The sequence below is a fragment of the Streptomyces sp. DI166 genome, assembly GCF_900091315.1.
Classification (GTDB): domain Bacteria; phylum Actinomycetota; class Actinomycetes; order Streptomycetales; family Streptomycetaceae; genus Streptomyces; species Streptomyces fuscus.
This window is the reverse complement of record NZ_FLSP01000053.1, coordinates 35,465-58,600: the sequence shown is the minus strand read 5'-3', so window position 1 is coordinate 58,600 and position 23,136 is coordinate 35,465. Positions and strand designations below refer to the sequence as shown.

Below are 23,136 nucleotides of genomic sequence, written 5' to 3'. Positions count from 1 at the left end.
TCGTTCTCGAAGGCCGGACGGGCTGGGGGCGGAGGGGTCTCGTTCTCGAAGGCCGGACGGGCTGGGAGTGCGCCGGGCCGTCCGGTGGGAGGCGGCCGTCCGGACGAGTGACGCGCACCCAGTAACCTTGTGCGGGGCGCGCTCGCGTCCCGCACACCCCTCCGCACCGCACCAGGAAGGTGTCCCCCCGTGGAAAACGGCGCCGCCAAGCCCGTGATTGTCGCCATCGACGGCCCCTCCGGCACGGGCAAGTCGAGCACGTCGAAGGCCGTCGCGGCGCAGCTCGGCCTGAGCTACCTGGACACCGGCGCCCAGTACCGGGCGATCACCTGGTGGATGGTGACCAACGGCATCGACATCGACGACCCGCACGCGATCGCCGCCGCGGCCGGCAAGCCGGACATCGTCTCCGGTACGGACCCGGCGAACCCCACGATCCACGTCGACGGCACCGATGTCGCCGCCCCGATCCGCACCCAGGAGGTCACCTCCAAGGTCAGCGCGGTCAGCGCGGTGCCCGAGGTGCGGAGCCGGATCACCGAGCTGCAGCGGTCCATCGCGGCCGCCGCGGCGGACGGCATCGTGGTCGAGGGCCGGGACATCGGCACCACCGTGCTGCCGGACGCCGACCTGAAGATCTTCCTCACCGCCTCCCCGGAGGCCCGCGCCGCCCGGCGCAGCGGTGAGCTGAAGGGCGCCGACGTCAACGCCACCCGCGAGGCCCTGATCAAGCGGGACGCGGCGGACTCCTCCCGCAAGACCTCGCCGCTGGCCAAGGCCGACGACGCGGTCGAGGTGGACACCACCGAGCTGACGCTTCCGCAGGTCATCGAGTGTGTCGTGACCCTCGTCGAGGAGAAGCGGGCCGGGAAGTGACCGAGCTGCCTTCCGTGCGCGGCGCCGAGGTCGGACGGCGCATCGGCGTCGGTCTGATGTACGGGCTGTGGCGGCCCCGGGTGCTCGGCGCCTGGAAGGTGCCGGCCGCCGGTCCGGCGATCCTCGCCGTCAACCACTCGCACAACATCGACGGCCCGATGGTCATGGGCGTGGCGCCCCGGCCCACCCACTTCCTGATCAAGAAGGAAGCGTTCATCGGACCGCTCGACCCCTTCCTGACCGGCATCGGCCAGCTGAAGGTGGACCGCGCGAGCACCGACCGCACCGCGATCACCAGGGCGCTCGGCGTCCTGGACAGCGGCGGCGTCCTCGGGATATTCCCCGAGGGCACCCGGGGCGAGGGCGACTTCGCCTCGCTGCGCGCCGGGCTCGCCTACTTCGCGGTGCGCAGCGGCGCGCCGATCGTGCCGGTGGCGGTCCTGGGCAGCTCCGAGCGGCCAGGCCGGCTGGTCAAGGCGCTGCCCCCGCTGCGCTCCCGCGTCGACGTCGTCTTCGGCGACCCCTTCGAGGCGGGCGACGGCAGCGGACGGCGCACCCGCAAGGCGCTGGACGAGGCGACCGAGCGGATCCAGAAGCAGCTCACCGAGCACCTGGAAAACGCCAGGCGACTGACCGGTCGCTAGGCGACACTGAGTAGTGGATCACCCGGCGCGTCCGGGGGGTCCACCGATTACCACACTGAACGAGGTACGGACTTCATGAACGACCAGATCCCCTCCGAGGGCTCGGGCGAGGCGCACGACCACGGAGCACTGGGCGATGCCGAGTACGCGGAGTTCATGGAGCTCGCCGCGGAAGAGGGCTTCGACCTTGAGGACGTCGAGGGCGCCATCGAGGCGGCGGGCCACGGTCCGCTGCCCGTCCTCGCTGTCGTCGGCCGCCCCAATGTCGGCAAGTCGACCCTCGTCAACCGCATCATCGGGCGCCGCGAGGCCGTCGTCGAGGACCGGCCCGGGGTCACCCGGGACCGCGTGACCTACGAGGCCGAGTGGTCCGGGCGCCGCTTCAAGGTCGTCGACACCGGCGGCTGGGAGCAGGACGTCCTCGGCATCGACGCCTCCGTCGCCGCGCAGGCCGAGTACGCCATCGAGGCCGCCGACGCCGTCGTCTTCGTCGTCGACGCCAAGGTCGGCGCCACCGACACCGACGAGGCCGTCGTACGGCTGCTGCGCAAGGCCGGCAAGCCCGTCGTGCTGTGCGCCAACAAGGTGGACGGCCCGAGCGGCGAGGCGGACGCCGCCTACCTGTGGTCCCTCGGCCTCGGCGAACCGCACCCCGTCTCCGCGCTGCACGGCCGTGGCACTGGCGACATGCTGGACGCCGTCCTGGAGGTGCTCCCGGACGCCCCCGAGCAGACCTTCGGCACCGCGATCGGCGGGCCGCGCCGCATCGCCCTGATCGGCCGCCCGAACGTCGGCAAGTCCTCGCTGCTGAACAAGGTGGCGGGCGAGGAGCGCGTCGTAGTCAACGAACTCGCGGGCACCACCCGCGACCCGGTCGACGAGCTGGTCGAACTCGGCGGGGTCACCTGGAAGTTCGTCGACACCGCCGGTATCCGCAAGCGGGTCCACCTCCAGCAGGGCGCCGACTACTACGCCTCGCTGCGCACCGCCGCCGCCGTGGAGAAGGCCGAGGTCGCGGTCGTGCTGATCGACGCCTCGGAGAACATCTCCGTGCAGGACCAGCGCATCGTGACGATGGCCGTCGAGGCGGGCCGCGCCCTGGTCCTCGCCTACAACAAGTGGGACACCCTCGACGAGGAGCGCCGCTACTACCTGGAGCGGGAGATCGAGACCGAGCTGGGCCAGGTCTCCTGGGCGCCCCGGGTGAACGTCTCGGCGCGCACCGGCCGCCACATGGAGAAGCTGGTCCCGGCCATCGAGACCGCCCTCGCGGGCTGGGAGACCCGGGTGCCGACCGGTCGCCTCAACGCCTTCCTGGGCGAGCTGGTCGCCGCCCACCCGCACCCCATCCGCGGCGGCAAGCAGCCCCGCATCCTCTTCGGCACCCAGGCGGGCACCAAGCCCCCGCGGTTCGTGCTCTTCGCCTCCGGCTTCATCGAGGCGGGCTACCGGCGCTTCATCGAGCGCCGCCTGCGCGAGGAGTTCGGCTTCGAGGGGACCCCGATCCATATCTCGGTCCGGGTCCGCGAGAAGCGCGGCAGGAAGAAGTAGCCGGTACGGCACGGAAGAGGGCGGCCCCGCGCGGGGCCGCCCTCTTCCGCGTTCAGATGTTTCCGCGGGGAACCGGTTGCAGCGCCGCGTGCGTGGTGCCGGACGCCTGTGGTCCGATGTGCCCCACGCGCTGCCACTGCGACTGCCGGGCACTGTGCGCGCCCGCGCTGTAGGCGCTGTAGGAGCTGCTGAAGGAACCCGGCCGGTGTCCGCCGTAGGAGCCCGTACTGCGCGGGATGTTCCCGAAGGCGGTGAACCCCAGATCCTCCTCGCCGCTGCGGTCACCCGGCAGCGTGCGGAAGGACTTGACGTACTCGGCGTAGAGCGCGTCGTAGATCGGCGTGGCCGATGGAGAAACATCGTATGCGTGCACGTATGTCCAAACGACCGGGCAGATCAAGGGATGCGGTCAGGGGACTCGCGTCCGGGGGCGCGGGGAACTGCGCGACGGCCACGAAGGACCCGCGCGCGCCGGACCGCACGCACCCCCCGGCCCTCAGTCGCTCACGTACCGGCCAGCGGCAGCGCGCACGCGACCAACTTCCCGTTGGCCGCCGCCTTGTCGAGAGCGTCCCGCAGCAGGTCCTCCCGCGGCTGCCGCCCGATCGAGCCCACCGGCGCCGCGAACATCAGCACCTGCTGGTGCTTGTTGGCCGCCGTACGCCACCCCTCGGTCACCTGGAGCGGCTGGTGCGCCTGCCACCAGGCCACCGGCTGGCCGCCGTTGGCGCCGGGCTGGAGCACCGCGTGCAGCTGCCCCATGGCGAGCAGTACCGACCAGCCGTGCAGCACCGGCGGCACCGACTCGATCGCGGTGAGTGGCATGAACCCCTGCTCGATGAGCAGCGGCAGGAAGTCGTCGCCCGCCGCGGTGGAGCCGGGCCGGACGATGGGCGCGGTCGGCTCCACGACCAGCGCCGGGTGCAACTCCCCGGCGATCAGGATCAGTCCGCTGGTGACCCCGAGCACCGCCTGCTCGGGAACGACCTTGTCGGGCTCCAGGTCGACGCTGTCGCCGGTGATGGACCGGACGGCCCCCTGGAGCTGCTCCTCGGTGACCTGGACGACCTGGGAGGGCAGGCAACTTGCGTGGGCGAAGGCCAGCACGGCGGTCTCGTCACCGACGAACAGCACGGTGCTGGTGCGCTCCTGGGCGGAGTCGCCCGGAGTACGGCAGGACGTGCAGTCGTAACTGCCGGGGGCGTTGTCTCCGGCGAGCAGCCGGTCGGCTTCTTCGTCGCCGATCTCGGCGCGTACCTCGTCGCTGACGTCGAGCATGCGCGGCACGGGTGGCTCCCTCGGGATGTGGTACGTGGCGCGGCCGGGTGGCTCCCGGCCCGTGATCCGGGTGGGTCCCGGGCTCATGAAGAAGACAACGCCCGATCTGTGGCGGGAGTCACGCACCAGGGCGAACGGAATAGAACCATCCGTCGCGGACGGTCACATCGCCCGCGGAATCCGGTACTCCTGGTCAAGTCGATGACACGTCAAGGTAGTTGGCTCCGTGAAGTGAGTCACAGATCACGGCCGTGGCTGGTCGACAAATCATGAAATCAGGGAATGAAGTGGGTGGCCGGAATTCGCCGATACCCGCGGTAACGGCGAACTGGCCAGGAATGACAAGGAGTTGGTTGATGCCGGGCGGTCACCCTCCCTACATTCCTCCGCCGTGTGCACGGAGCACCGCTCGGGTACGTCCGCCGGCCGCACCACAGCACGTCCTCAGCACGACCCCACCGGCGGACGGGGCGGGGCGCGACCACCGCGACCCAGCGCGCGGAACGCGCCCGGCCCTGGGGGAGCCCGGGTCAGTCGGGAGGGGACTCCATGTCCGAATGTGCCGATACCACCCGCGACAACGCCCGTAGGGCGCGTACCACGGCGGTCCTCGCCGGGGCCGCACTGCTCGCCCCGCTCGGACTGCTGGCCGCGACCGGCCAGGCCGCGGCGGCGGACGGCGGGGTGTGGGACCGCATCGCCCAGTGCGAGAGCGGCGGCAACTGGCACATCAACACCGGAAACGGCTACTACGGAGGACTCCAGTTCTCCGCGAGCACCTGGAACGCCTACGGCGGCACGGCCTACGCGCCCACCGCCGACCGGGCCAGCAAGGCCCAGCAGATCGCCGTCGCCACCAAGGTGCAGCGCGCCCAGGGCTGGCAGGCCTGGCCCACCTGCTCGGCCCGCGCCGGGGCGTACGGCAGCGCGCCCGCCGCGCCGGCGACGAACACCGCGCCCAAGCCCCGCAAGGCGGCACCGTCCAAGACCACTCCGCCCAAGGCGCCGGAGCGCTCCACGAGCCACACCGACCGCGGCGCGTCCCGTGGCGAGCACATCGTCCGGCAGAGCGACACACTGAGCGGGATCGCCGCCCGGCACGGGACCACCTGGCAGCGGCTGTACGCCGCCAACCGGGCCGTCATCGGCGGTGATCCCGATCTGATCGTGCCCGGTCAGCGTCTTCGCATCTGACGCGACTCCCCCTCGCCGGGCACCAAGGCCCCACCCGGTCCGCCGACCGGGTGGGGCCCCGCGGCACACCGACGCGGCACGGCCGCGACCCGCCGCGGGCTGCTTAGCGTGGTCCGATGATCAGCACGCCGATCACCCTCGCCCTCGCCACCGCACTGCTCCCCGTCCTCGCCCCCGGAGAAGCCCAGGCCTCGGCACCGCCGTACGCCTGCGCCAAGCAGGGGTGGCCCTGGGGCTGCATCGCCGAGTGCGAGAGCGGCGGCAACTGGCACATCAACACCGGCAACGGCTACTACGGCGGACTGCAGTTCTGGCAGCCCACCTGGGAGGAGTTCGGCGGCCTGAAGTACGCCCGGCGCGCGGATCTCGCCACCAAGGCCCAGCAGATCGCCGTCGCGCAGGAGGTACTGGCCGTGCAGGGCTGGGGCGCCTGGCCCGTGTGCTCCAAGCGGTACGGGCTCAAGGGCCGGATGCACACCGTCAAGTCCGGTGACACGCTCTCCTCGATCGCCCGCAAGTACAAGGTCAAGGGCGGCTGGCCGGCCTTCTACCAGGCCAACAAGAAGACCATCGGGTCCGATCCGAACCGGATCAGGCCCGGCATGCTGCTCGTCATCCCGCAGGGCGCGACCCGCTCCGGGGCGGTCTTCGGGCCGCCCCTGGAGCGGTTCTGAGCTCGGCCGCCTCGCCGCTGAACACCACGGCGCCGCGGCGCAGTTCGTAGACGAGCGCCGGGTGCCCGTGCAGGGCGGGCGGCAGCCGCTGCTCGGCGAGGACGACGCAGGCGTCGAGGGCGGCGAGGAGTTCGTACGTACGGGCCGCGACCGCCAATGACATGCCCTGCGCCGCCTCGTCGACGAGCACCACGCGCGGGCGGGCCAGCAGCACTCTCGACAGGGCGAGCATCCGCTGCTCGCCGCCGGAGAGCGTGCCCGCGCGGTGGTCGAGCAGGCCCGCCAGGCGGGGATAGGCGTCCAGGGCCCTGTCGTAGGCGCGGGCGGTGAGTTCGAGGTTCTCCCGGACGGTGAGCGAGCCGAAGACCGCCCCGCGTTCGGGGACCAGGCACAGGCCCCTGCGGGCGCGCTCGTACGCCGGTACCCGGGTCACGTCGACTCCGTCCCACACCACCGCGCCCGCGGACAGCGGGAGCGTCCCGGCCAGGGCGCGCAGTGTTGTCGTACGGCCGGAGCCGTTGCGGCCCAGCAGGACGGTGAGGCCGGGGGCGGGGGCGGCGAGGGTGATGCCGTGCAGGGCCTCCAGCGGGCCGTAGCGCACGCGCGCGTGGCGCAGGGAGAGGGTCATACGGGGGTCTCCTGGGCGCCGAGTGCTTCGAGGACGTGGGCCGGGGGGCCGGAGGCGATGACGCGGCCCGCGGACATGACGTGGACGATGTCCGCCAGATCGGCGACGAGGTCGAGGTCGTGTTCCACGACCAGGAGGGCGGTGCCATCCGCCGCGAGCGCCTTCAGGACGCGGGAGAGGGCGGCGACCTCCGCGGTGTCCAGGCCGGCGGCGGGTTCGTCGAGGAGGAGTACGCGGGGTTGTCCGGCGAGGGCTCTGGCGAGCTCCACACGGCGGAGGGTGCCGGTGGGGAGGTCTGCGGCGGGGGCGGTCCGGACGGCGTCCAGGCCCAGTAGGCGCAGGGCCTGTTCCGCCGCTTCCGGGTTTCTGGTGCGGCCCTGTTCCGCTCCTACGTGGACGTTCTCGGCGACGGTGAGGGTGGGGAAGACGGAGAGCTGTTGGAAGGTGCGGGCGATGCCGAGGCGGGTGCGGGTGTGGGCGGGGAGGGGAGTGATGTCCCTGTCGCCGTAGTGGATGTGGCCTTGGGCGGGGCGGAGGGTGCCTGCCAGGCAGTGGAACAGGGTGCTCTTTCCGGCGCCGTTGGGGCCGACGACGGCGGTGATGCGGGCGGGGTGGATGTCCAGGTCGACGCCGTTGAGGGCCTTGAAGCTGCCGTAGGCCGCGTGCAGGGCGCGGGCCCGGAGGGTGGGCCCCCGGCCTTCGGCCGGGTCTGTTTTCCCACCCGCACCACCCGAGCGGCTTTCGTGGTCGGGTGCGGGTGGCCCTGGTGGGGGTGACCCGCCGTCGGCGGCTGCGGGTCGTGATACGGCTGGCGGGGGTTCCGCGGCGGCCCGGTCCGGGGGCGGCGCGGGCTCTGTCGCCGGATCTCCCGGCGCCCGTGTCGAGTCAGCTCCGCGGCGTGCCGATGCCCGTACCCCATTCGGTCCCGGCCACTCCGATGCCCGCTCAGACCCCGCCCGCGGAGGCTCCGATGCGGCCGTCAGATCGTTCTGTGCCGCCGTCTCGGGCAACTTCCTTTGCTCCCGCAGCAGGCCCCGTACCGCCCTCCCCCTGTCCGACAACCGGGCACTCGACGGGCGGACGCGCAGGCGGGTCGCCGCCGTGCGCAGGGCCTCGTACGGGCCGCCCGGGAAGCGGCCGATCAGGACTGCCAGGAGGCCGATCAGGGCCGCGGCCACGCCGCCGCGGGTGCCTGCGTCCAGGCCGACCAGGAGGGCAGCCGCGGCCAGGGCGCCGAGGGTGCTGTCGGCGCCCAGGACCATGATCGCGGCGAACCAGAGGAGGCCGCGGACGGGGTCGAAGGCGGCCGGGTCGAAGGCGCGCAGGCCCATGCCGAGCATGCCGCCGCCCAGGGCGGCCAGCGCCGCGCCGGAGACGAACGCCAGGAGTTTGAGGGAGGGGACGGGGACGCCGGTCGCCGCCGCGCCCGCCTCGTGGTCACGCATCGCCGCCAGGGCGCGGCCCGTTCGGCCCCGGCGCAGGGACCACGTGGCGAGCAGGGCCGTGGCCAGGAGCGCCAGCTCCAGGACGTAGTACGCGCGGTCCCCCTCGAAGCCCGCCGGACGGCCCAGGGACAGGCCCGCCGTGGCGTACGGCTGGGCGAAGACGAAGCGGCTCACTCCGACGCCCACCGCGAAGGTGGCCAGGGCCAGGGCCAGGCCCCTGCGGGTGATCGCCGGCCAGCCGGTGAGGAGGCCCAGGGGCGCCACCAGGAGGACCGCCACGGCCAGCGCCGCCAGTTCCGGCAGGCGCGGCAGGCCCGGGAAGCGGCCCGCTGCCAGCAGGGCCGTGAAGAGGGCGCCCAGACCCGCGTAGGCGGCCTGGCCGAGGGAGATCTGACCGCCCCGGCCGGTGACCACGACCAGGGAGAGCAGCACCACGGCCAGCGCCGGGACCTGGACCGAGGTGTGCAGGTCCGAGCCCGCGAAGCCCAGGGGCAGCAGGAACAGCACCGCCGCCACTGTCCAGGCGCCCTGCGGGGTGGGCACCCGCGCGGTGGCCGTGCGCGGCAGCGCGTCCCGGGTGCCGACGCGGGGGAGGGCCAGCGCGGCGACCAGCAGCGCCACCACGAACAGGTTCGCGCCCACCGCCTGGAGCAGCGGCTCGCGCCAGCCCGACGGGTGCAGCCGCGTCAGCTGGCTCTGCGCCACCCCGATCCCCAGCGCCACCAGCACCGCCACCGGCAGGCTCCGCATCCGGGCGGCCACCGCGACCGCCACCACCTCCATCACCAGCAGCGGCAGCCCGTACGGGTCGAGCCGGACGTACGGCGCCAGCAGGACCCCCGTCAGGCCCGCCGTGAACGAGCCGAACGCCCAGCCCGCCGCCGTCACCCGGTCCGCGTCGATGCCGCCCAGCACCGCGAGCTGCCGGTCGTCCACCACGGCCCGCAGCTCCCGCCCGAACCGCGTCCAGCGGACTACCGCCCCGACCGCCGCCGCCAGCACCAGGACCACCGCGAGCTGCCCCCACGGGTCCGCCGACATCAGCACTTCCGGCGCGTCGTCCCGCGCCCCCTGCCCCCACAGCAGCGCCGCACCGCCCACCAGCAGCACGAACACCCCGATGGACGCCACCAGCGTCTGCGCCGGATCGCTGCCGAGGACGGACAGCGGGCGGAAGACGAAGCGTTCCAGCACCATGCCGATCGCGGGCGCCAGCACCAGCAGGGTCAGCGCGGCCCCCGCCCACAGCGGCCAGCCCCACTCCACGACGCACTGCCGCAGCATGTACGCGCACACCATGGCGATGGCGCCGTGCGCGAAGTTGAGCACGCCGGTCGCGCGGTAGGTGACGACCAGCCCGATGCCGGTCAGCGCGGCGGCGCTGCCGACCGACAGGCCGGCCAGGGTGAGGTCGTAGGTGAGGGACGACATCAGTCGTCCGCCGCGGCGGGCTCGCAGATCGGGCACGGGCCCAGTTCGCCGCTGCGCACCAGCTTCGCGTCGACCGGCACCGCCTCCGCCTTCCCCGCCACCAGCGGACAGTCCGCCCGGTGGAAGAGGGTGCCGCCGGGCACCATCAGCCGGTCCGCGCTGACCGCGAGCGGCGCCGACGCCTGCTGCCCCGGCCCCTCGTCGGCCGGTTCGGCGGCCACCAGCAGGCCGTACAGCTCCTCCACGCGCGCGGCGGCGAGCGCGCCCCGCCCGTGGGTGAGCAGCACCGCCCCGGCGACGATCAGGGCCGCGCCGGGCACCGTGCAGGAGGCGAGGTAGGGCAGCTGCCGTTCGGCGAACCGCTCACCGGAGACGCCGTACCAGCCGAGGACGCACAGCACCGCACCCGCGGCGAGGGCGGTCCAGCCCGCCCACAGGACGGGGTGCACGGTCCGCAGTCGGGCTGTCCGCATGTCGGGCTCCTCTGGCTTCACACGTCGTGTGTCTGTCCATGTCAGCCGATGGCTTGCACTATGCCTTCTGGAAGCTGACCCTGAAAGCACCGGGCGCACCCGGCCCGGACCGACACCCGGTGGTGAGCCAGATGGTTCTCGGGAGCGACCTCAGTCGGCGGAACACGGGGCGCGGCACGGCACTCGCGGCCGCCCTGCTGCTCTTCCTCGCCCCGGCGCTCGCGGCATGCAGCGACGACGAGGGCGGCAGCGAATCCACCCCGCCCACCCCGTCCGTCGAACGGACGACGAGCGCCCCGGCCTCCGCTCCCGCCGACGCGGCCGCGGCGGAGCAGGAGATCAAGCAGAACTGGCAGAAGTTCTTCGACCCGAAGACCTCGCTGGAGGACAAGCAGACCGTCCTGGAGAACGGCGAGCAGATGGCCCCGGTGCTCCAGGCGTTCAGCGGCGACGAGCGCGGCGGCCAGGTCGGCGCCCAGGTCACCGAGGTCGCCTTCACCTCGCCGACCGAGGCGGACGTGACGTACACCCTGACCCTGAACGGCGCCACCGCCCTGCCGGACGCCTCCGGGACGGCCGTGGAGCAGGACGGCAGCTGGAAGGTGTCCGCCAAGACCCTGTGCGCGCTGGTGCAACTGAGCGGCAATGGCTCGGCGTCGCCGGTTCCGGGCTGCTGAGGCGCTGGCCGCGCTGCTGCTGCTCGCGCTGAGCGCGGCCTGCGGCAGCCGGCTGCCGGAGAGCGACTTCGAGGACGGGACCCGCCCGGACCGTACGACCCCCTCGACCGCGGGCGAGCCGATCCGGGTCGGCATCATCACCAGCGCCACCAGCCCGGTCGGCGGCAACGCCTTCACCGGCCCGCGCGACGGCGCCAAGGCGTACTTCGAGCACCTCAACGCGCAGGGCGGCATCGACGGGCGGCCGGTCGAGGTGCGGCTGTGCGACGACGGCGGCAGCGGGGTCGGCAACAACGAGTGCGTGCACGAACTCGTCGACGAGGACGAGGTCGTCGCCCTCGTCGCCACCACCGCCCTCGACTACGCGGGCGCCTCCCGGGTCTCCCGCGCGCGCGTGCCCGACATCGGCGGCCAGCCCATCGGCCCCGCCTACGACACCTGGCCGCACCTGTACGGCATCTACGGCAGCCTCACCCCGCGCGAGGGCACGACCGGCTGGGACGGCGAGCTGTACGGCGGCACCGAGGTCTACCGGTACTTCAAGCGCGAGCACGGCGCCCGCACCGCCGCCGTGGTCTCGTACAATCAGTCCGCCTCCGCCGCCTACGCGCGCCTGGTCGAGCAGGGACTGAGGGCGGAGGGGTACAAGGTCGTCACCGAGCAGGTCGACTTCGCGCTGCCCAACTTCCGCGCCGTCGCCGCCGACCTGAAGGAACAGGGCGCCGACCTGGTCTTCGACGCCATCGACAGCCACGGCAACGCCCGCCTGTGCGCGGCCATGGACGACGCGGGCGTGGAGATCACCGCCAAGGTGACCAATGTGCAGAACTGGACCTCCACGGTGGCCGACGACTACCAGGACGCCCCGCGCTGCCGCAACGCCCTGTGGGCGACCGGCTCCAGCCGCAACTTCGAGGACACGGACCAGCCGGCCGTACGGGAGTTCCGGGCGGCCACCGAGGGCCTGAAGACCCACTCGCAGTGGCAGTTGGAGGGGTGGGCCGCGGCACGCTGGTTCACGGAGGCGGCGCGGGCCTGCGCCGACGAGGGCGTCACGCGCGCGTGCGTGGACGGCTGGATGAGCCGCAGCCAGAACTTCACCGCCGACGGCCTGCTGCTCCCGGTGAGCTTCGAGCACCTGGCCGAGCCGCCGGAAACACGGCGCGCGTGTCTGTCGGTGGCCCGCTGGCAGGACGGGCGGGGCTGGGTCTCCCAGGGCGAGATGGACGAGAACTGCTTCGAGGTGCCCCAGTTGCCCTACCAGCCCTGAGAGAGGGGTGACGATGACCGAAGTGACCGTGAATTGTCCTAGTTCTTCTCCGAGTTGAGCGTCGCGGACCGTTACTGTCCGGTCGCGCTGGCAGACTCGGCGCCATGTTGGACACCTCAGCACGACTGCTGCGCCTCCTCTCCCTCCTCCAGGCACACCGGGAGTGGTCCGGCGCGCAACTCGCCGAACGCCTCGGGGTGACCCCCCGCACCGTGCGGCGGGACGTGGAGCGGCTGCGCGAACTCGGCTACCCCGTCAACGCCAGCCCCGGAACAGGCGGCGGCTACCAACTCGGCGCCGGCGCCGAACTGCCCCCGCTGCTCCTCGACGACGACGAGGCGGTCGCCGTCGCCGTCGGACTGCGCACCGCCGCCGGACAGGGCATCGAGGGCATCGGGGAGACCTCCGTGCGGGCCCTGACCAAGCTGGAGCAGGTGCTGCCCAACCGGCTGCGCCGCCGCATCAGCGCCCTGAACGCCTTCACCGTGCCGATGCTGCGCGACCAGCCCTCCGGCGTGGACCCCGGTCTGCTCACCGAACTCGCCCACCTGTGCCGCGACTGCGAGCAACTGCGCTTCGAGTACCGCGGGCACGACGGCACACCCAGCCGCCGCCGCGTCGAACCGCACCGGCTGGTGTGCACCGAGCGGCGTTGGTACCTGGTCGCCTGGGACCTGGACCGGGAGGACTGGCGCATCTTCCGCGTCGACCGCGTCGTACCCAGACCCCCGCACGGCCCCCGCTTCACCCCGCGCCGTCCGCCCGCCGACGACCTCGCCGCCTACGTCTCCCGGGGCGTGTCCACGCGCGCGTACGCCACCCACGCCCTCGTCCGGCTGCTGGTGCCCGTCAAGGAGGCAGCCGAGCACATTTCGCCCTCGGCCGGGGTGCTGGAGCCGGAGGGGCCGGACAGCTGTCTGCTGCGCACCGGCGCCGGGAACCTGGACGTCATGGTGATCCATGTGATGCTGCTGGGCTTCGAGTTCGAGGTACTGGAGCCGGTCGAGCTGACCGACGCGATCAGGACCGCTCGGGACCGGCTGTCGAGGGCTCTTGAGCGATCGCCGCGAACGTGGGGTGATGCAGGTCGAACGCCGGGGACTCCGAGCGGATCCGGGGCAGACTGGTGAAGTTGTGCCGGGGCGGCGGGCAGGACGTCGCCCACTCCAGCGAACGGCCGTAGCCCCAGGGGTCGTCGACCTCCACCTTCTCGCCGTACTTCGCCGTCTTCCAGACGTTGTAGAGGAACGGCAGCGTCGACAGGCCGAGCAGGAAGGAGCCGATGGTGGAGACCGTGTTCAGGGCGGTGAACCCGTCGGCGGCCAGATAGTCGGCGTACCGGCGCGGCATGCCCTCCGCACCCAGCCAGTGCTGCACCAGGAACGTGGTGTGGAAGCCCACGAACAGCGTCCAGAACTGCATCTTCCCGAGCCGCTCGTCGAGCATCTTCCCGGTGAACTTCGGCCACCAGAAGAAGAACCCGGCGAACACCGCGAAGACGACGGTGCCGAAGACGACGTAGTGGAAGTGGGCGACCACGAAGTAGGAGTCCGTGACGTGGAAGTCCATCGGCGGCGAGGCCAGGATCACCCCGGTCAGCCCGCCGAACAGGAACGTCACCAGGAAGCCCGTCGACCACAGCATGGGGGTCTCGAAGGAGAGCGAGCCCTTGAGCATGGTGCCGGTCCAGTTGAAGAACTTCACCCCCGTCGGCACCGCGATCAGGAAGCTCATGAACGAGAAGAACGGCAGCAGCACCGCACCGGTGGCGAACATGTGGTGCGCCCACACCACGATCGACAGACCCGTGATCGCCATGGTCGCCGCGACCAGCGTCAGATAGCCGAACAGCGGTTTGCGGGAGAAGACCGGGATGATCTCGCTGACGATCCCGAAGAACGGCAGCGCGATGATGTACACCTCGGGATGGCCGAAGAACCAGAACAGGTGCTGCCACAGCAGCGCCCCGCCGTTGGCCGCGTCGAAGATGTGCGAGCCGAAGCGCCGGTCGGCCTCCAGACACAGCAGCGCCGCCGCCAGCACCGGGAACGCCATCAGGATCAGGATCGACGTGAACAGCGTGTTCCACACGAAGATCGGCATCCGGAACATCGTCATACCGGGCGCGCGCATCCCGATGATCGTGGTCAGGAAGTTGACCGCGCCGAGGATCGTGCCGAACCCGGCCAGCGCCAGCCCCATGATCCACAGGTCGGCGCCGACACCGGGGGAGCGCTCCTCGCTGTTCAGCGGCGCGTAGGCGAACCAGCCGAAGTCGGCGGGGCCCGAGGGCACCAGCAGTGAGCCGAGCACGATCAGGCCGCCGAACAGGAAGAACCAGTACGACAGCATGTTCAGCCGCGGGAACGCCACGTCCGGCGCGCCGATCTGCAGCGGCATCAGCTCATTGGCGAAGCCCGCGAACGCCGGGGTCGCGAAGAGCAGCAGCATGATCGTGCCGTGCAGGGTGAAGAGCTGGTTGAACTCCTCGTTGCTGACGATCTGCAGCCCCGGCCGGGCCAGCTCGGCCCGCATCAGCAGCGCCATCGCACCGCCGACGAGGAAGAACAGGAACGACGTGATCAGGTACAGATGGCCGATCTTCTTGTGGTCGGTGGTGGTCAGCCAGTCGACGACGACCCGGCCCTTCCGCCTGCTCCGCACGGGTCGTTCCGGCGCCTGCACAGCATGAGTGCCCATCGCTCGCTCGCCCCTTCGCTCGCCTGCCCCGGGCCCGCTGAAGCCCGCGCCACGCGTACCCGCGAGCCCACGCCATGATGCTCGCGCCACCGCACGCTCCGACAGGGGGCGTACGAGGGTCGGCCGAACCGGTGCGGGGCAATTCCCGCGGGGCGTCAGTTCCCTGGAACCCGCGCGGAATCGGGGAAGAAAGGAGTCCGGGGGGAGTTCTCCCGGAACTTTCCGCTGCCCTATTGGACGCGTCGGCGCGACACGCGGGAATTACGTTCGAATACCTGCGAAAGGCGTAGTGAACCGCTCGCACGTGTGACGTGCTGCGACTGAAACGTGTGTCGTGATCTTGTGACACAAGCGTGACAGGAGAGGGACGACCGCCCGAAATGCCCCCCGCCCTGGCCCCGGTCGGCGCACAACGCCTAGCGTGGCGGCATGGCACCCATTCCGAAACCCCCCGCAGAACCCCACGACCAGCCGGACAGCTATCTCGGACTGGCCGCCGACCGGGCCGAACGGCTGGCCCGCGAACGGGGCTGGTCCACCGTACGGTCACTGCCGCCGGGCGCGATCATCACCATGGAGTACCGCGCGGGACGGCTCAACTTCGAGGTGCGCGACGGGCGGGTGACCCGGGCCTGGAAGGGCTGAACCGGCCACCGGCCTCCGTGACGGCGACGGCCCCGGCTCCTCCTGGGAGGGGCCGGGGCCGTCGGTGCGGGGAGGGTGGTGCGTACCGGACCCCGCCGTCCTTCCCGGACTACGTCACCGGGCGGGCGGTCGAGGCCGTGCCACGGGTGCCGCGGTCGGTGTGGGGCGGCCGTCGGCTGCCGACCGGGGTGACCGGGGTGCGCTCCGAGCGGGCCGAGTGCGGGCCTGGCGCCAGGTACACCGGGGCCTTCGGCGTACAGGCCGTGGGGGAGACGTCCTGGGCCGACTCGCGCGGCTTGTGCCGCACCGGGACCTGCACCGGGGTCGGCCGGGCGGGCACCGTACCGGCGCGGCGGTCGCGCCGACGGTCGCGCAGGTCGAAGATGGCCGCCTCGGTACGGGCGATCAGCGGCTCGAACCAGGGCAGCGCGAGCAGGATCAGCAGACCCGCGACCCAGCCGAGCAGCACATCGCTCAGCCAGTGCGTACCGAGGTAGACGGTGGACAGGCCCACGCCCAGGGAGGTCACCGCGGACAGGGCCGACAGCCAGCGGCGGGCCGCCGGGGTGGACGCCAGATACGCCAGGATGCCCCAGGTCACCACGGCGTTGGCGGTGTGACCGCTGGGGAATATATCGCCGCCGAGCCACATCTCGTTGGAGCCGATGGTGGTCGCGTAGTGCGGTCCGAGCCGGCCCATGCCGATCTTGGCGGCGCCCACCGTGACGTTCAGCAGCAGCAGCGAGGTGGCGAGCGCCAGCAGCGGCCGCAGCGTGTGCTGTCTCCAGGAGCGCCAGCCCAGCCAGGCCGCGATCATCACCGCGGTGGGGCCGCGCTGGCCGAGCACGACGTAGTAGTCGACGAATGCGTGGATCTCCGACCACTGCTCGTACGGCCGGAAGAACATGACCTGCCAGTCGAGCCGGACCAGCCACGAGGTGCTGACGACGGCCCACACGATGGCCCCGTAGACGGCCAGGGTCGCGGCGAAAAGCGCGACCCGGTGCCGGCTCATCCGCGGCACGTCGATGTGGGCCGGCCGTTCCGGCTCCCGGTCGAGCCTCGCGAACACCCGGTCCAGACGGGTGAGGTTTCGTTCGGTACGCACCCAATCGACGTTACAGCGAGTGAGCTCTGAAGCCTGTCCATACCGCCGGTTTGTGATGACGATGTGATGTGGGATTGCTCTCAGGAGGGGCTTATTTCCTGCGAGTTCACAACCGGTGGCAAACGCTTCCCTTCAATTCCTTTGATCATTCCGGCGTACGGCTAAGTGCGGTTTATGAATTGAGGAATCGAAAGCCGCTACGGAATTCGCGTGAGGCCGTCGGGCGGACCCAGGGCGGTCAGGGCGGACCGGAGCCGTTCAGCCAGAACGCTCCGTAGACCGCCGACGCCGCCGCGGTCAGCCCGAGGACCGGGACCGACGTGCGTGGCCGTGTCCGGGCCAGCGCCAGGGCGAGCGGCAACAGCAGCGGGAAGGCGGGCATTAGCAGACGCGGCTTCGAGCCGAAGTAGCTCGACGCGCACAGGGCGAGGGCGGTGACCACACCCGCGTACACCAGCAGCGGGAGCGGCTGGCCCTGGCGGACACAGACGACGTACAGCCACACCAGCAGGCCCACGCCGACGATCAGGCCGAGCCCGGCGAGCGCCGACGGAAACGACGTGAACTTGTCGCCGACGAAACGGGCGAAGGCGTAGCCGCCGTCGAAGCCGTTGCGCCAGCCGGCCTGGACGGCGAGGTAGCCGAGCGGACCCCGGCCGGTGTCGTGACCGACCCACAGGACGTAACCGGCGGCGCCCAGGGGCGCGAGCAGCATGGCGACGGCGCACCTGAGGTGCCGCGCGCGGTCGGCGGGCGCCGTGCTGCGGTCCCGCACGAACGAGGCGATCCCGGCCGCCCACACCGCCGCCACCACGGCCAGCCCCACCGGGCGCGTCAGGCCCGCGAGCAGTGCGAGGGTGCCCGCCGTCACCCAGCGGCCGGTCAGCACCGCGTACAGCGACCAGGCCGCCAGCGCCGTGAACAGTGACTCGCTGTACGCCATCGACTGCACGATCCCGACCGGCAGCACCGCCCACAGCAGCACCGCGCAGACGGCGGCCCGGCGGCCGAACAGGTGCTCGGTGACCGCGAAGATCCCCCAGGCGGCGGCCAGCGAGGCGAGCGCGGAGACCAGGAACCCGCCGTCCGCCGCCGAGAGCGGGGTGAGCGCCGCGAGCAGCCGCTCCAGCCAGGGCAGTATCGGGAAGAAGGCCAGGTTCGAATGGACGTCGCCGTTCGGCAGGCGGACCTCGTAGCCGTACCCCAGCTCGGTCACCCTCGCGTACCACAGGGAGTCCCAGCGGGCGGTGAGCAGTTGATAGGCGCTCCTGTCGCGCGCCGCGCTCCACAGGGCCAGGACGAGCAGGCCGAGAGCGCGTACGGCGGCATACCCCACGAGGGCCGGTGCCGCCAGGCGCACGCGTGTGGAAAGACTGTGCACGACCTCGATCATGTGCTGCGCGGAACCGGGAGGGCGGTCGCGGCGTACTCCACACGAGGGAGGAAAGTGGCGTACGCCACACGTGTTGTGTCCGGAGTCTGAGAGGTCCGCCACTCGGTCGGGGCATGGACTCGCGTACGCTGACGAGTCACTCGCTTCGTTGCGCGGGCCGGGGACCACCGCTCCTCCCCGGCCGAGTCACGGGGAGTCCCCACCCCGTGTGCCCGCCGAACGCGAGGGAACATCTGGGAGGTACGTACATGTCCGGGACGACCACGGCCGCCGCGCTGCGCCGTCGGGCGGCCGGGGCCGGTGCCAACCGCTGGGTCGTCCTCGTGGTGTTGTGCGCCAGCCTGCTGCTGGTCGCCGTCGACGCCACCGTGCTGCACGTGGCGGTGCCCGCTGTCACCGAGGACCTCAAGCCCGGCGCCATAGAACTGCTCTGGATCGTCGACGTCTACCCGCTCGTCTGCGCCTCGCTGCTGATCCTCTTCGGCACGCTCGGTGACCGCGTGGGCCGCAGACGCATCCTGCTCCTCGGTTACGGCCTGTTCGGGGTCGCCTCCGCGCTGGCCGCGTTCGCCGACACCGCCCAGGTGCTGATCCTGGCCCGGGCACTGCTCGGCGTCGGCGGCGCCATGATCATGCCGGCCACGCTCTCGATCCTGCGCCAGGTCTTCCCCGACCGGCGCGAGCGGGCGCTGGCCATCGGTATCTGGAGTGCGGTGGCGGCGGTCGGCGCGGCCGTCGGACCGCTGCTCGGCGGGTTCCTGCTGGAGCACTTCTGGTGGGGCTCGGTGTTCCTCGTCAACATTCCGTTGATGTTGGTCAGCCTGCCGGTGGGCCGGATGCTGCTGCCCGAGTCCAAGGGCGACGGCGACGGCCCCTGGGACGTGATCGGCGCCCTGATGGCCGCCGCGGGCCTGTTCGGGGTCGTGCTCGGCGTCAAGCGCCTCGGCGGCGGCGAGGCGGACGTGCTCACCCTGCTTCCCCTGCTGCTGGGGACCGCGCTGCTCGTTCTCTTCGTACGGCGTCAGCGGCGCCGCAAGCACCCCCTGGTGGACCTGCGGATGTTCGCGCGGCCCGCGTTCAGCACCTCGGTGGGTTGCATCGTGCTGGCGATGCTCGCGCTGGTCGGCCTGGAGCTGATCGCGGCGCAGTACCTCCAGCTCGTCCTTGGTCTGTCCCCGCTGGAGACCGGCCTGCGCCTGCTGCCGCTGACCTTCGCGGCGATGGGTGCGGGGCTCGCCGGAGCACGCATGCTGCGCCGGTTCGGGCCGCGGCGGATGGTGTGCGCCGGGTTCTGTCTGACCGCGTTCGCCGTGGTGCTGCTGACCGCGATGGGCCACACCGACAACCCCGCCCTGATGCTCTCCGGGTTCGTCCTGCTGGGCTTCGGCCTGGAGACCACGCTCTTCGGGGCGTACGAGTCGATGCTCAGCGAGGCGCCCGCGGAGCAGTCGGGCGGCGCGGCGGCCATCGGCGAGACCTCCTACCAGCTCGGCGCGGGCATCGGCATCGCTCTGCTGGGCACCGTGATGAACGCGGCGTACGCGCCCGGCCTGTCGTCCGTCCCCGGCGTCCCCGCCTCCGCGTCGGCCTCCGCCGGCCACTCGCTCGGCGAGGCGTACGAGGTGGCCGGGCGACTGGGCGGCACCGCGGGGGACACCCTGCGCGAGGTCGCGCGGAACTGCTTCGTGCACGGTCTCCATGTGACGCTGCTGGTCAGCGCGGGGCTGCTGCTGCTCGGCGCGGTCATGGCGCTCAGGCTTCCCCGCACGATGAACTGCGAGCCCGCCCCCGCTCCCGTGGAGGTCCCGGCGCCACGCGAGGTGGCCGAGGCCAGGGTGTCCGCGTAGCCGCCCTGGACGTGGTGGAGACTGCGTCGTAACGTCGGCCTTCAATCCGTGACTAGCGCTGCTAGTTTTGAGCTGCCGGAGGGTCTCCCATGCCGTTGCCCCCGTTCGATCCCGCCGATCCGCTCGGGATCGACGATCTGCTGGAGCCCGAGGACCTCGCGGTCCGCGACACCGTGCGGCGCTGGGCCGCCGACCGGGTGCTGCCGCACGTCGCCGAGTGGTACGAGACCGGTGAGCTGCCCGTCATCCGGGAGCTGGCCCGTGAGCTGGGCGGGATCGGCGCGCTCGGTATGTCCCTGAGCGGCTACGGCTGCGCGGGCGCCACCGCGGTCCAGTACGGGCTGGCCTGTCTGGAGCTGGAGGCCGCCGACTCCGGTATCCGCTCCCTGGTCTCCGTACAGGGCTCGCTGGCCATGTACGCCATCCACCGCTTCGGCAGCGAGGAGCAGAAGCAGACCTGGCTGCCCCGGATGGCGGCCGGCGAGGTGATCGGCTGCTTCGGGCTCACCGAGCCCGACATCGGCTCCGACCCGGCCAGCATGCGCACGTACGCCAAGCGCGACGGCGGCGACTGGGTCCTCAGCGGGCGGAAGATGTGGATCACCAACGGGTCCGTCGCCGGGGTGGCGGTCGTCTGGGCGCAGACCGAGGAGGGGATCCGCGGGTTCGTCGTACCCACCGACAGCCCTGGCTTCTCCGCCCCCGAGATCAAGCACAAGCTGTCCCTGCGCGCCTCGGTCACCAGCGAACTGGTCATGGACGAGGTACGGCTGCCCGGCGACGCCGTGCTCCCGGAGGTCACGGGGCTGCGCGGGCCGCTCAGCTGTCTGTCGCACGCCCGCTACGGCATCGTCTGGGGCTCGATGGGCGCGGCCCGCTCCTGTTTCGAGGCCGCGGTCGACTACGCGAAGTCACGGGAGCAGTTCGGGCGGCCCATCGGCGGCTTCCAGCTCACCCAGGCCAAGCTCGCCGACATGGCGGTCGAACTGCACAAGGGGATTCTGCTCGCCCACCATCTGGGGCGGCGGATGGACGCCGGCCGCCTGCGTCCGGAGCAGGTCAGTTTCGGCAAGCTCAACAACGTCCGCGAGGCCATCGACATCTGCCGTACGGCGCGGACGATCCTCGGTGCCAACGGGATCTCGCTGGAGTACCCGATCATGCGGCACGCGACCAACCTCGAATCGGTGCTGACGTACGAGGGCACCGTCGAGATGCACCAGCTCGTGCTGGGCAAGGCACTCACCGGCATCGACGCCTTCCGGTGAGCCCGGAGAACTGAACAGCGGGGCAGGGCCGTGGCGGCGGCCCTGCCTCAGCTCTGGTTGAAGAAACCGTCCGTGCGGTGCGCCGCGGGCTCGCCGCTGACGATCTCCGTGTCGGCCGGGGTCAGCAGGAACACCCGGGTGGACACCCGCTCGATGGAACCGCGCAGGCCGAAGATCAGACCGGCCGCGAAGTCGACGACGCGCTTGGCGTCGGCGGCCTCCATGGCGGTGAGGTTCATGATGACCGGGACGCCGTCCCGGAACATCTCACCGATCGCGCGGGCGTCCCGGAAGCTGTCCGGGGTGACCGTGCCGATCCGGCGGCCCCGCTCCTCGGCGACGTCCGCGGCCACCTTGACCCGCGGGTCGGTGACCCAGGCATCCCCGGACTCGGTCCCTTCGGAGTAGTCGTCGTCGTAGTAACGCTCGTCATCGTTGTCGTCAACGAGGCCCAGCCAGGCACTCGCCTTGCGCACCGATCCCATGGACGCCTCCTCTCACAGCGGTCTTTCTTGCATTCCGCATCCCTATGGTCATCCATGATGCGGACAGCGCGCCAAGTGGATAGACGCCGCGCGGGGGGTTTGTGACGGTACTGGTGCACAGCGCATCCGTCGAGAGCCCAGTAGTGCCAAGGGTCGTGACACACACGGCTGCTGACTGTGAGTGAAATATTATTCTTCGCGGCGTATGGGTGAGGCGCGGTGCGTACGGGTGATGCGGAAGGCCGTGAACGGGGCCTCAGGGACGGCCGGTACGATGCGGCGGCTCCATGTCGCGCCAACCTCGGGGGATGCCGTGTTCGGAATAGTCAGGCCCTGCCGCCACCGGCTGGGGGAGCGGTTCGCCGGTCAGTGGATGGCCCATCTGTGCGGTCTGTGCCTGGCGTTGCGCGGGGACCACGGTCAGTTCGCGCGGGTGGTCACCAACTACGACGGGCTGCTGATCTCGGTTCTGACGGAGGCTCAGTCCGTCGGCACCGAAGGGCTGCGGCGCACCGCCGGGCCGTGCCCGCTGCGCGGGATGCGGACGGCGTCGGTGGCGCGGGGCGAGGGGGCCCGGCTCGCGGCGGCGGTCTCGCTGGTGCTGGCCTCGGCGAAAGTGCGCGACCATCTCGCCGACGGGGACGGCCTGCTGGCGCGCAAGCCGGTGGCGCTGGCCGCGCGCCGGGTCGCGTCGAGCTGGGGTGCCGCGGGGGCGCGCGGCGGTTCCGCGGTCGGGTTCGACACCGCCCTGCTGGTCGACGCGGTCGACCGGCAGACCGGGATCGAGGCGCTGGCGGGACCCGGCACCCCGCTGCTGGTGGTGACCGAGCCGACGGAGACGGCCACGGCCGCGGCCTTCGCGCACACGGCGGTGCTGGCCGGGCGGCCGGCCAACGCCGAGCCGCTCGCCGAGGCGGGGCGGCTGTTCGGGCGGCTGGCGCATCTGCTGGACGCCGTGGAAGACAGGGAGGCTGACGCGGCGTCAGGAGCCTGGAACCCGCTGACGGCGACGGGGACGTCCCTGACGGAGGCGCGGCGGCTGGCCGACGACGCGCTGCACGGCATCCGGCTGACGCTGCGCGAGGTCGAGTTCACCGATCCGCATCTGGTGCACCTGCTGCTGGTGCACGAACTGCGGCGGTCGGTGGACCGGGCGTTCGGCGCGCCCTCCTGCGCGCACGCCCCGTACGCCCCGCCGCCCGGCGGTCCGGGCGGCCCGGCCGGGCCGCCTCCCGAGCCGCCCCGGCGGGACCGCCGGGGACTGCTCGCGGGGTGCGCGGTATGGCTGGGTTTGGCTTGTACCTGTCAGGTCTGTTGCGGGGAGTACGAGGACCCCTGGTCGCGTGAGCGGCGCCAAGGGCCGTGCGCCAATTGCGATTGCGGCGGTTGCGACAGTTGCTGCAACTGCTGTGACTGCTGCTCGAATTGCTGCGGCGACGACGGCGGCTGCTGCGACGGCTGTGACTGCGGGTGCGACTGCTGAGGCATGCGACGGGGCCTTGACACCCCGTCAGGTGGTAGGCGATTCAACGGTTGACGGCCGAAAGGC

Annotated in this window: 21 protein-coding genes; 12 read left to right on the top strand and 9 right to left on the bottom strand. The window is 71.9% G+C overall.

All coding sequences use genetic code 11. From position 1 onward, the window contains the following. The first annotated feature begins 189 nt into the window (after window positions 1-189). The 3 genes from cmk to der all read left to right on the top strand — a co-directional run bounded on the left by cmk (window position 190) and on the right by der (window position 3,071). Window positions 190-876: a (d)CMP kinase gene (gene cmk, locus GA0115233_RS24340; protein WP_093722417.1), complete on the top strand. Its 687-nt coding sequence runs from the start codon at window positions 190-192 to the stop codon at window positions 874-876. After that, window positions 873-1,520, top strand: a complete 648-nt coding sequence (locus GA0115233_RS24335) for a lysophospholipid acyltransferase family protein (protein WP_093722416.1) — start codon at window positions 873-875, stop codon at window positions 1,518-1,520. Before cmk ends, GA0115233_RS24335 begins: the two co-directional genes overlap by 4 nt. A 75-nt stretch (window positions 1,521-1,595) precedes the next feature. After that, a complete protein-coding gene (der, locus tag GA0115233_RS24330) occupies window positions 1,596-3,071 on the top strand; it encodes a ribosome biogenesis GTPase Der (protein ID WP_093722415.1) in 1,476 nt (491 codons plus the stop codon). 52 nt (window positions 3,072-3,123) lie between these two features. On the opposite strand, the gene GA0115233_RS24325 is transcribed toward der, so the two are convergent. After that, window positions 3,124-3,444 (bottom strand): hypothetical protein, encoded by a 321-nt coding sequence (locus GA0115233_RS24325; RefSeq protein WP_093722414.1) that lies wholly within the window; start codon window positions 3,442-3,444, stop codon window positions 3,124-3,126. A gap of 131 nt (window positions 3,445-3,575) precedes the next feature. Then, window positions 3,576-4,358 (bottom strand): hypothetical protein, encoded by a 783-nt coding sequence (locus tag GA0115233_RS24320; RefSeq protein ID WP_093722413.1) that lies wholly within the window; start codon window positions 4,356-4,358, stop codon window positions 3,576-3,578. A 540-nt stretch (window positions 4,359-4,898) separates the two neighbouring features. On the opposite strand from GA0115233_RS24320, the gene GA0115233_RS24315 reads away from it, so the two are divergent. Continuing rightward, a complete protein-coding gene (locus GA0115233_RS24315; protein WP_093722412.1) occupies window positions 4,899-5,543 on the top strand; it encodes a LysM peptidoglycan-binding domain-containing protein in 645 nt (214 codons plus the stop codon). Window positions 5,544-5,659: 116 nt separating this feature from the next. Continuing rightward, on the top strand, window positions 5,660-6,217 hold the full coding sequence (locus GA0115233_RS24310) for a LysM peptidoglycan-binding domain-containing protein (RefSeq protein ID WP_093722411.1): 558 nt from the start codon (window positions 5,660-5,662) through the stop codon (window positions 6,215-6,217). Here the strand turns inward: GA0115233_RS24310 and GA0115233_RS24305 are convergent. Genes GA0115233_RS24305 through GA0115233_RS24295 form a run of 3 tightly spaced genes read right to left on the bottom strand, consistent with a single transcriptional unit; the run spans window position 6,156 to window position 10,194 of the window. Then, complete coding sequence (locus GA0115233_RS24305; RefSeq protein ID WP_093722410.1) at window positions 6,156-6,845, bottom strand: ABC transporter ATP-binding protein; 690 nt, start codon at window positions 6,843-6,845, stop codon at window positions 6,156-6,158. The two genes, GA0115233_RS24310 and GA0115233_RS24305, sit on opposite strands and share 62 nt — an antisense overlap. Further along, the gene (locus GA0115233_RS24300; RefSeq protein WP_093722409.1) at window positions 6,842-9,721 is read right to left on the bottom strand and encodes a branched-chain amino acid ABC transporter permease/ATP-binding protein; all 2,880 of its coding nucleotides are present in this window, start codon (window positions 9,719-9,721) and stop codon (window positions 6,842-6,844) included. The genes GA0115233_RS24305 and GA0115233_RS24300 overlap by 4 nt, the downstream gene beginning before the upstream one ends. Further along, window positions 9,721-10,194 (bottom strand): hypothetical protein, encoded by a 474-nt coding sequence (locus tag GA0115233_RS24295; RefSeq protein WP_093722408.1) that lies wholly within the window; start codon window positions 10,192-10,194, stop codon window positions 9,721-9,723. The genes GA0115233_RS24300 and GA0115233_RS24295 overlap by 1 nt, the downstream gene beginning before the upstream one ends. 131 nt (window positions 10,195-10,325) lie before the next feature. On the opposite strand from GA0115233_RS24295, the gene GA0115233_RS24290 reads away from it, so the two are divergent. From GA0115233_RS24290 to GA0115233_RS24280, 3 genes are all read left to right on the top strand, one after another. After that, window positions 10,326-10,871 (top strand): hypothetical protein, encoded by a 546-nt coding sequence (locus GA0115233_RS24290; protein WP_093722420.1) that lies wholly within the window; start codon window positions 10,326-10,328, stop codon window positions 10,869-10,871. Then, window positions 10,840-12,141: an ABC transporter substrate-binding protein gene (locus tag GA0115233_RS24285; RefSeq protein WP_093722407.1), complete on the top strand. Its 1,302-nt coding sequence runs from the start codon at window positions 10,840-10,842 to the stop codon at window positions 12,139-12,141. The genes GA0115233_RS24290 and GA0115233_RS24285 overlap by 32 nt, the downstream gene beginning before the upstream one ends. A 104-nt stretch (window positions 12,142-12,245) precedes the next feature. Continuing rightward, window positions 12,246-13,271 carry a helix-turn-helix transcriptional regulator gene (locus GA0115233_RS24280; RefSeq protein ID WP_093722406.1) on the top strand — a complete coding sequence of 342 codons (1,026 nt, stop codon included), beginning with the start codon at window positions 12,246-12,248 and terminating at the stop codon, window positions 13,269-13,271. Here GA0115233_RS24280 and ctaD read toward each other — a convergent pair. Continuing rightward, window positions 13,162-14,841 (bottom strand): aa3-type cytochrome oxidase subunit I, encoded by a 1,680-nt coding sequence (ctaD, locus tag GA0115233_RS24275; protein ID WP_093722405.1) that lies wholly within the window; start codon window positions 14,839-14,841, stop codon window positions 13,162-13,164. The two genes, GA0115233_RS24280 and ctaD, sit on opposite strands and share 110 nt — an antisense overlap. Before the next feature lie 429 nt (window positions 14,842-15,270). Between ctaD and GA0115233_RS24270 the strand changes: the two genes are divergently transcribed. After that, entirely contained in the window at window positions 15,271-15,486 is a 216-nt protein-coding gene (locus tag GA0115233_RS24270) for an I78 family peptidase inhibitor (protein WP_093722404.1), read from the top strand. 109 nt (window positions 15,487-15,595) lie between these two features. Here GA0115233_RS24270 and GA0115233_RS24265 read toward each other — a convergent pair whose 3' ends face one another. After that, window positions 15,596-16,594, bottom strand: coding sequence for a phosphatase PAP2 family protein (locus GA0115233_RS24265; RefSeq protein WP_093722403.1), 999 nt, complete (start codon window positions 16,592-16,594; stop codon window positions 15,596-15,598). A 238-nt stretch (window positions 16,595-16,832) separates the two neighbouring features. Then, on the bottom strand, window positions 16,833-17,987 hold the full coding sequence (locus GA0115233_RS24260; protein ID WP_093722402.1) for a glycosyltransferase family 39 protein: 1,155 nt from the start codon (window positions 17,985-17,987) through the stop codon (window positions 16,833-16,835). A 248-nt stretch (window positions 17,988-18,235) separates the two neighbouring features. On the opposite strand from GA0115233_RS24260, the gene GA0115233_RS24255 reads away from it, so the two are divergent. Continuing rightward, window positions 18,236-19,834 carry an MFS transporter gene (locus GA0115233_RS24255; protein ID WP_093722401.1) on the top strand — a complete coding sequence of 533 codons (1,599 nt, stop codon included), beginning with the start codon at window positions 18,236-18,238 and terminating at the stop codon, window positions 19,832-19,834. Between the two features lie 89 nt (window positions 19,835-19,923). Then, complete coding sequence (locus tag GA0115233_RS24250) at window positions 19,924-21,102, top strand: acyl-CoA dehydrogenase family protein (protein ID WP_093722400.1); 1,179 nt, start codon at window positions 19,924-19,926, stop codon at window positions 21,100-21,102. A 47-nt stretch (window positions 21,103-21,149) separates the two neighbouring features. On the opposite strand, the gene GA0115233_RS24245 is transcribed toward GA0115233_RS24250, so the two are convergent. After that, window positions 21,150-21,587: a cell division protein SepF gene (locus GA0115233_RS24245; protein WP_093722399.1), complete on the bottom strand. Its 438-nt coding sequence runs from the start codon at window positions 21,585-21,587 to the stop codon at window positions 21,150-21,152. Window positions 21,588-21,900: 313 nt separating this feature from the next. On the opposite strand from GA0115233_RS24245, the gene GA0115233_RS24240 reads away from it, so the two are divergent. Next, window positions 21,901-23,070, top strand: coding sequence for a DUF5685 family protein (locus tag GA0115233_RS24240; protein WP_093722398.1), 1,170 nt, complete (start codon window positions 21,901-21,903; stop codon window positions 23,068-23,070). The last annotated feature ends 66 nt before the right edge of the window (window positions 23,071-23,136 follow it).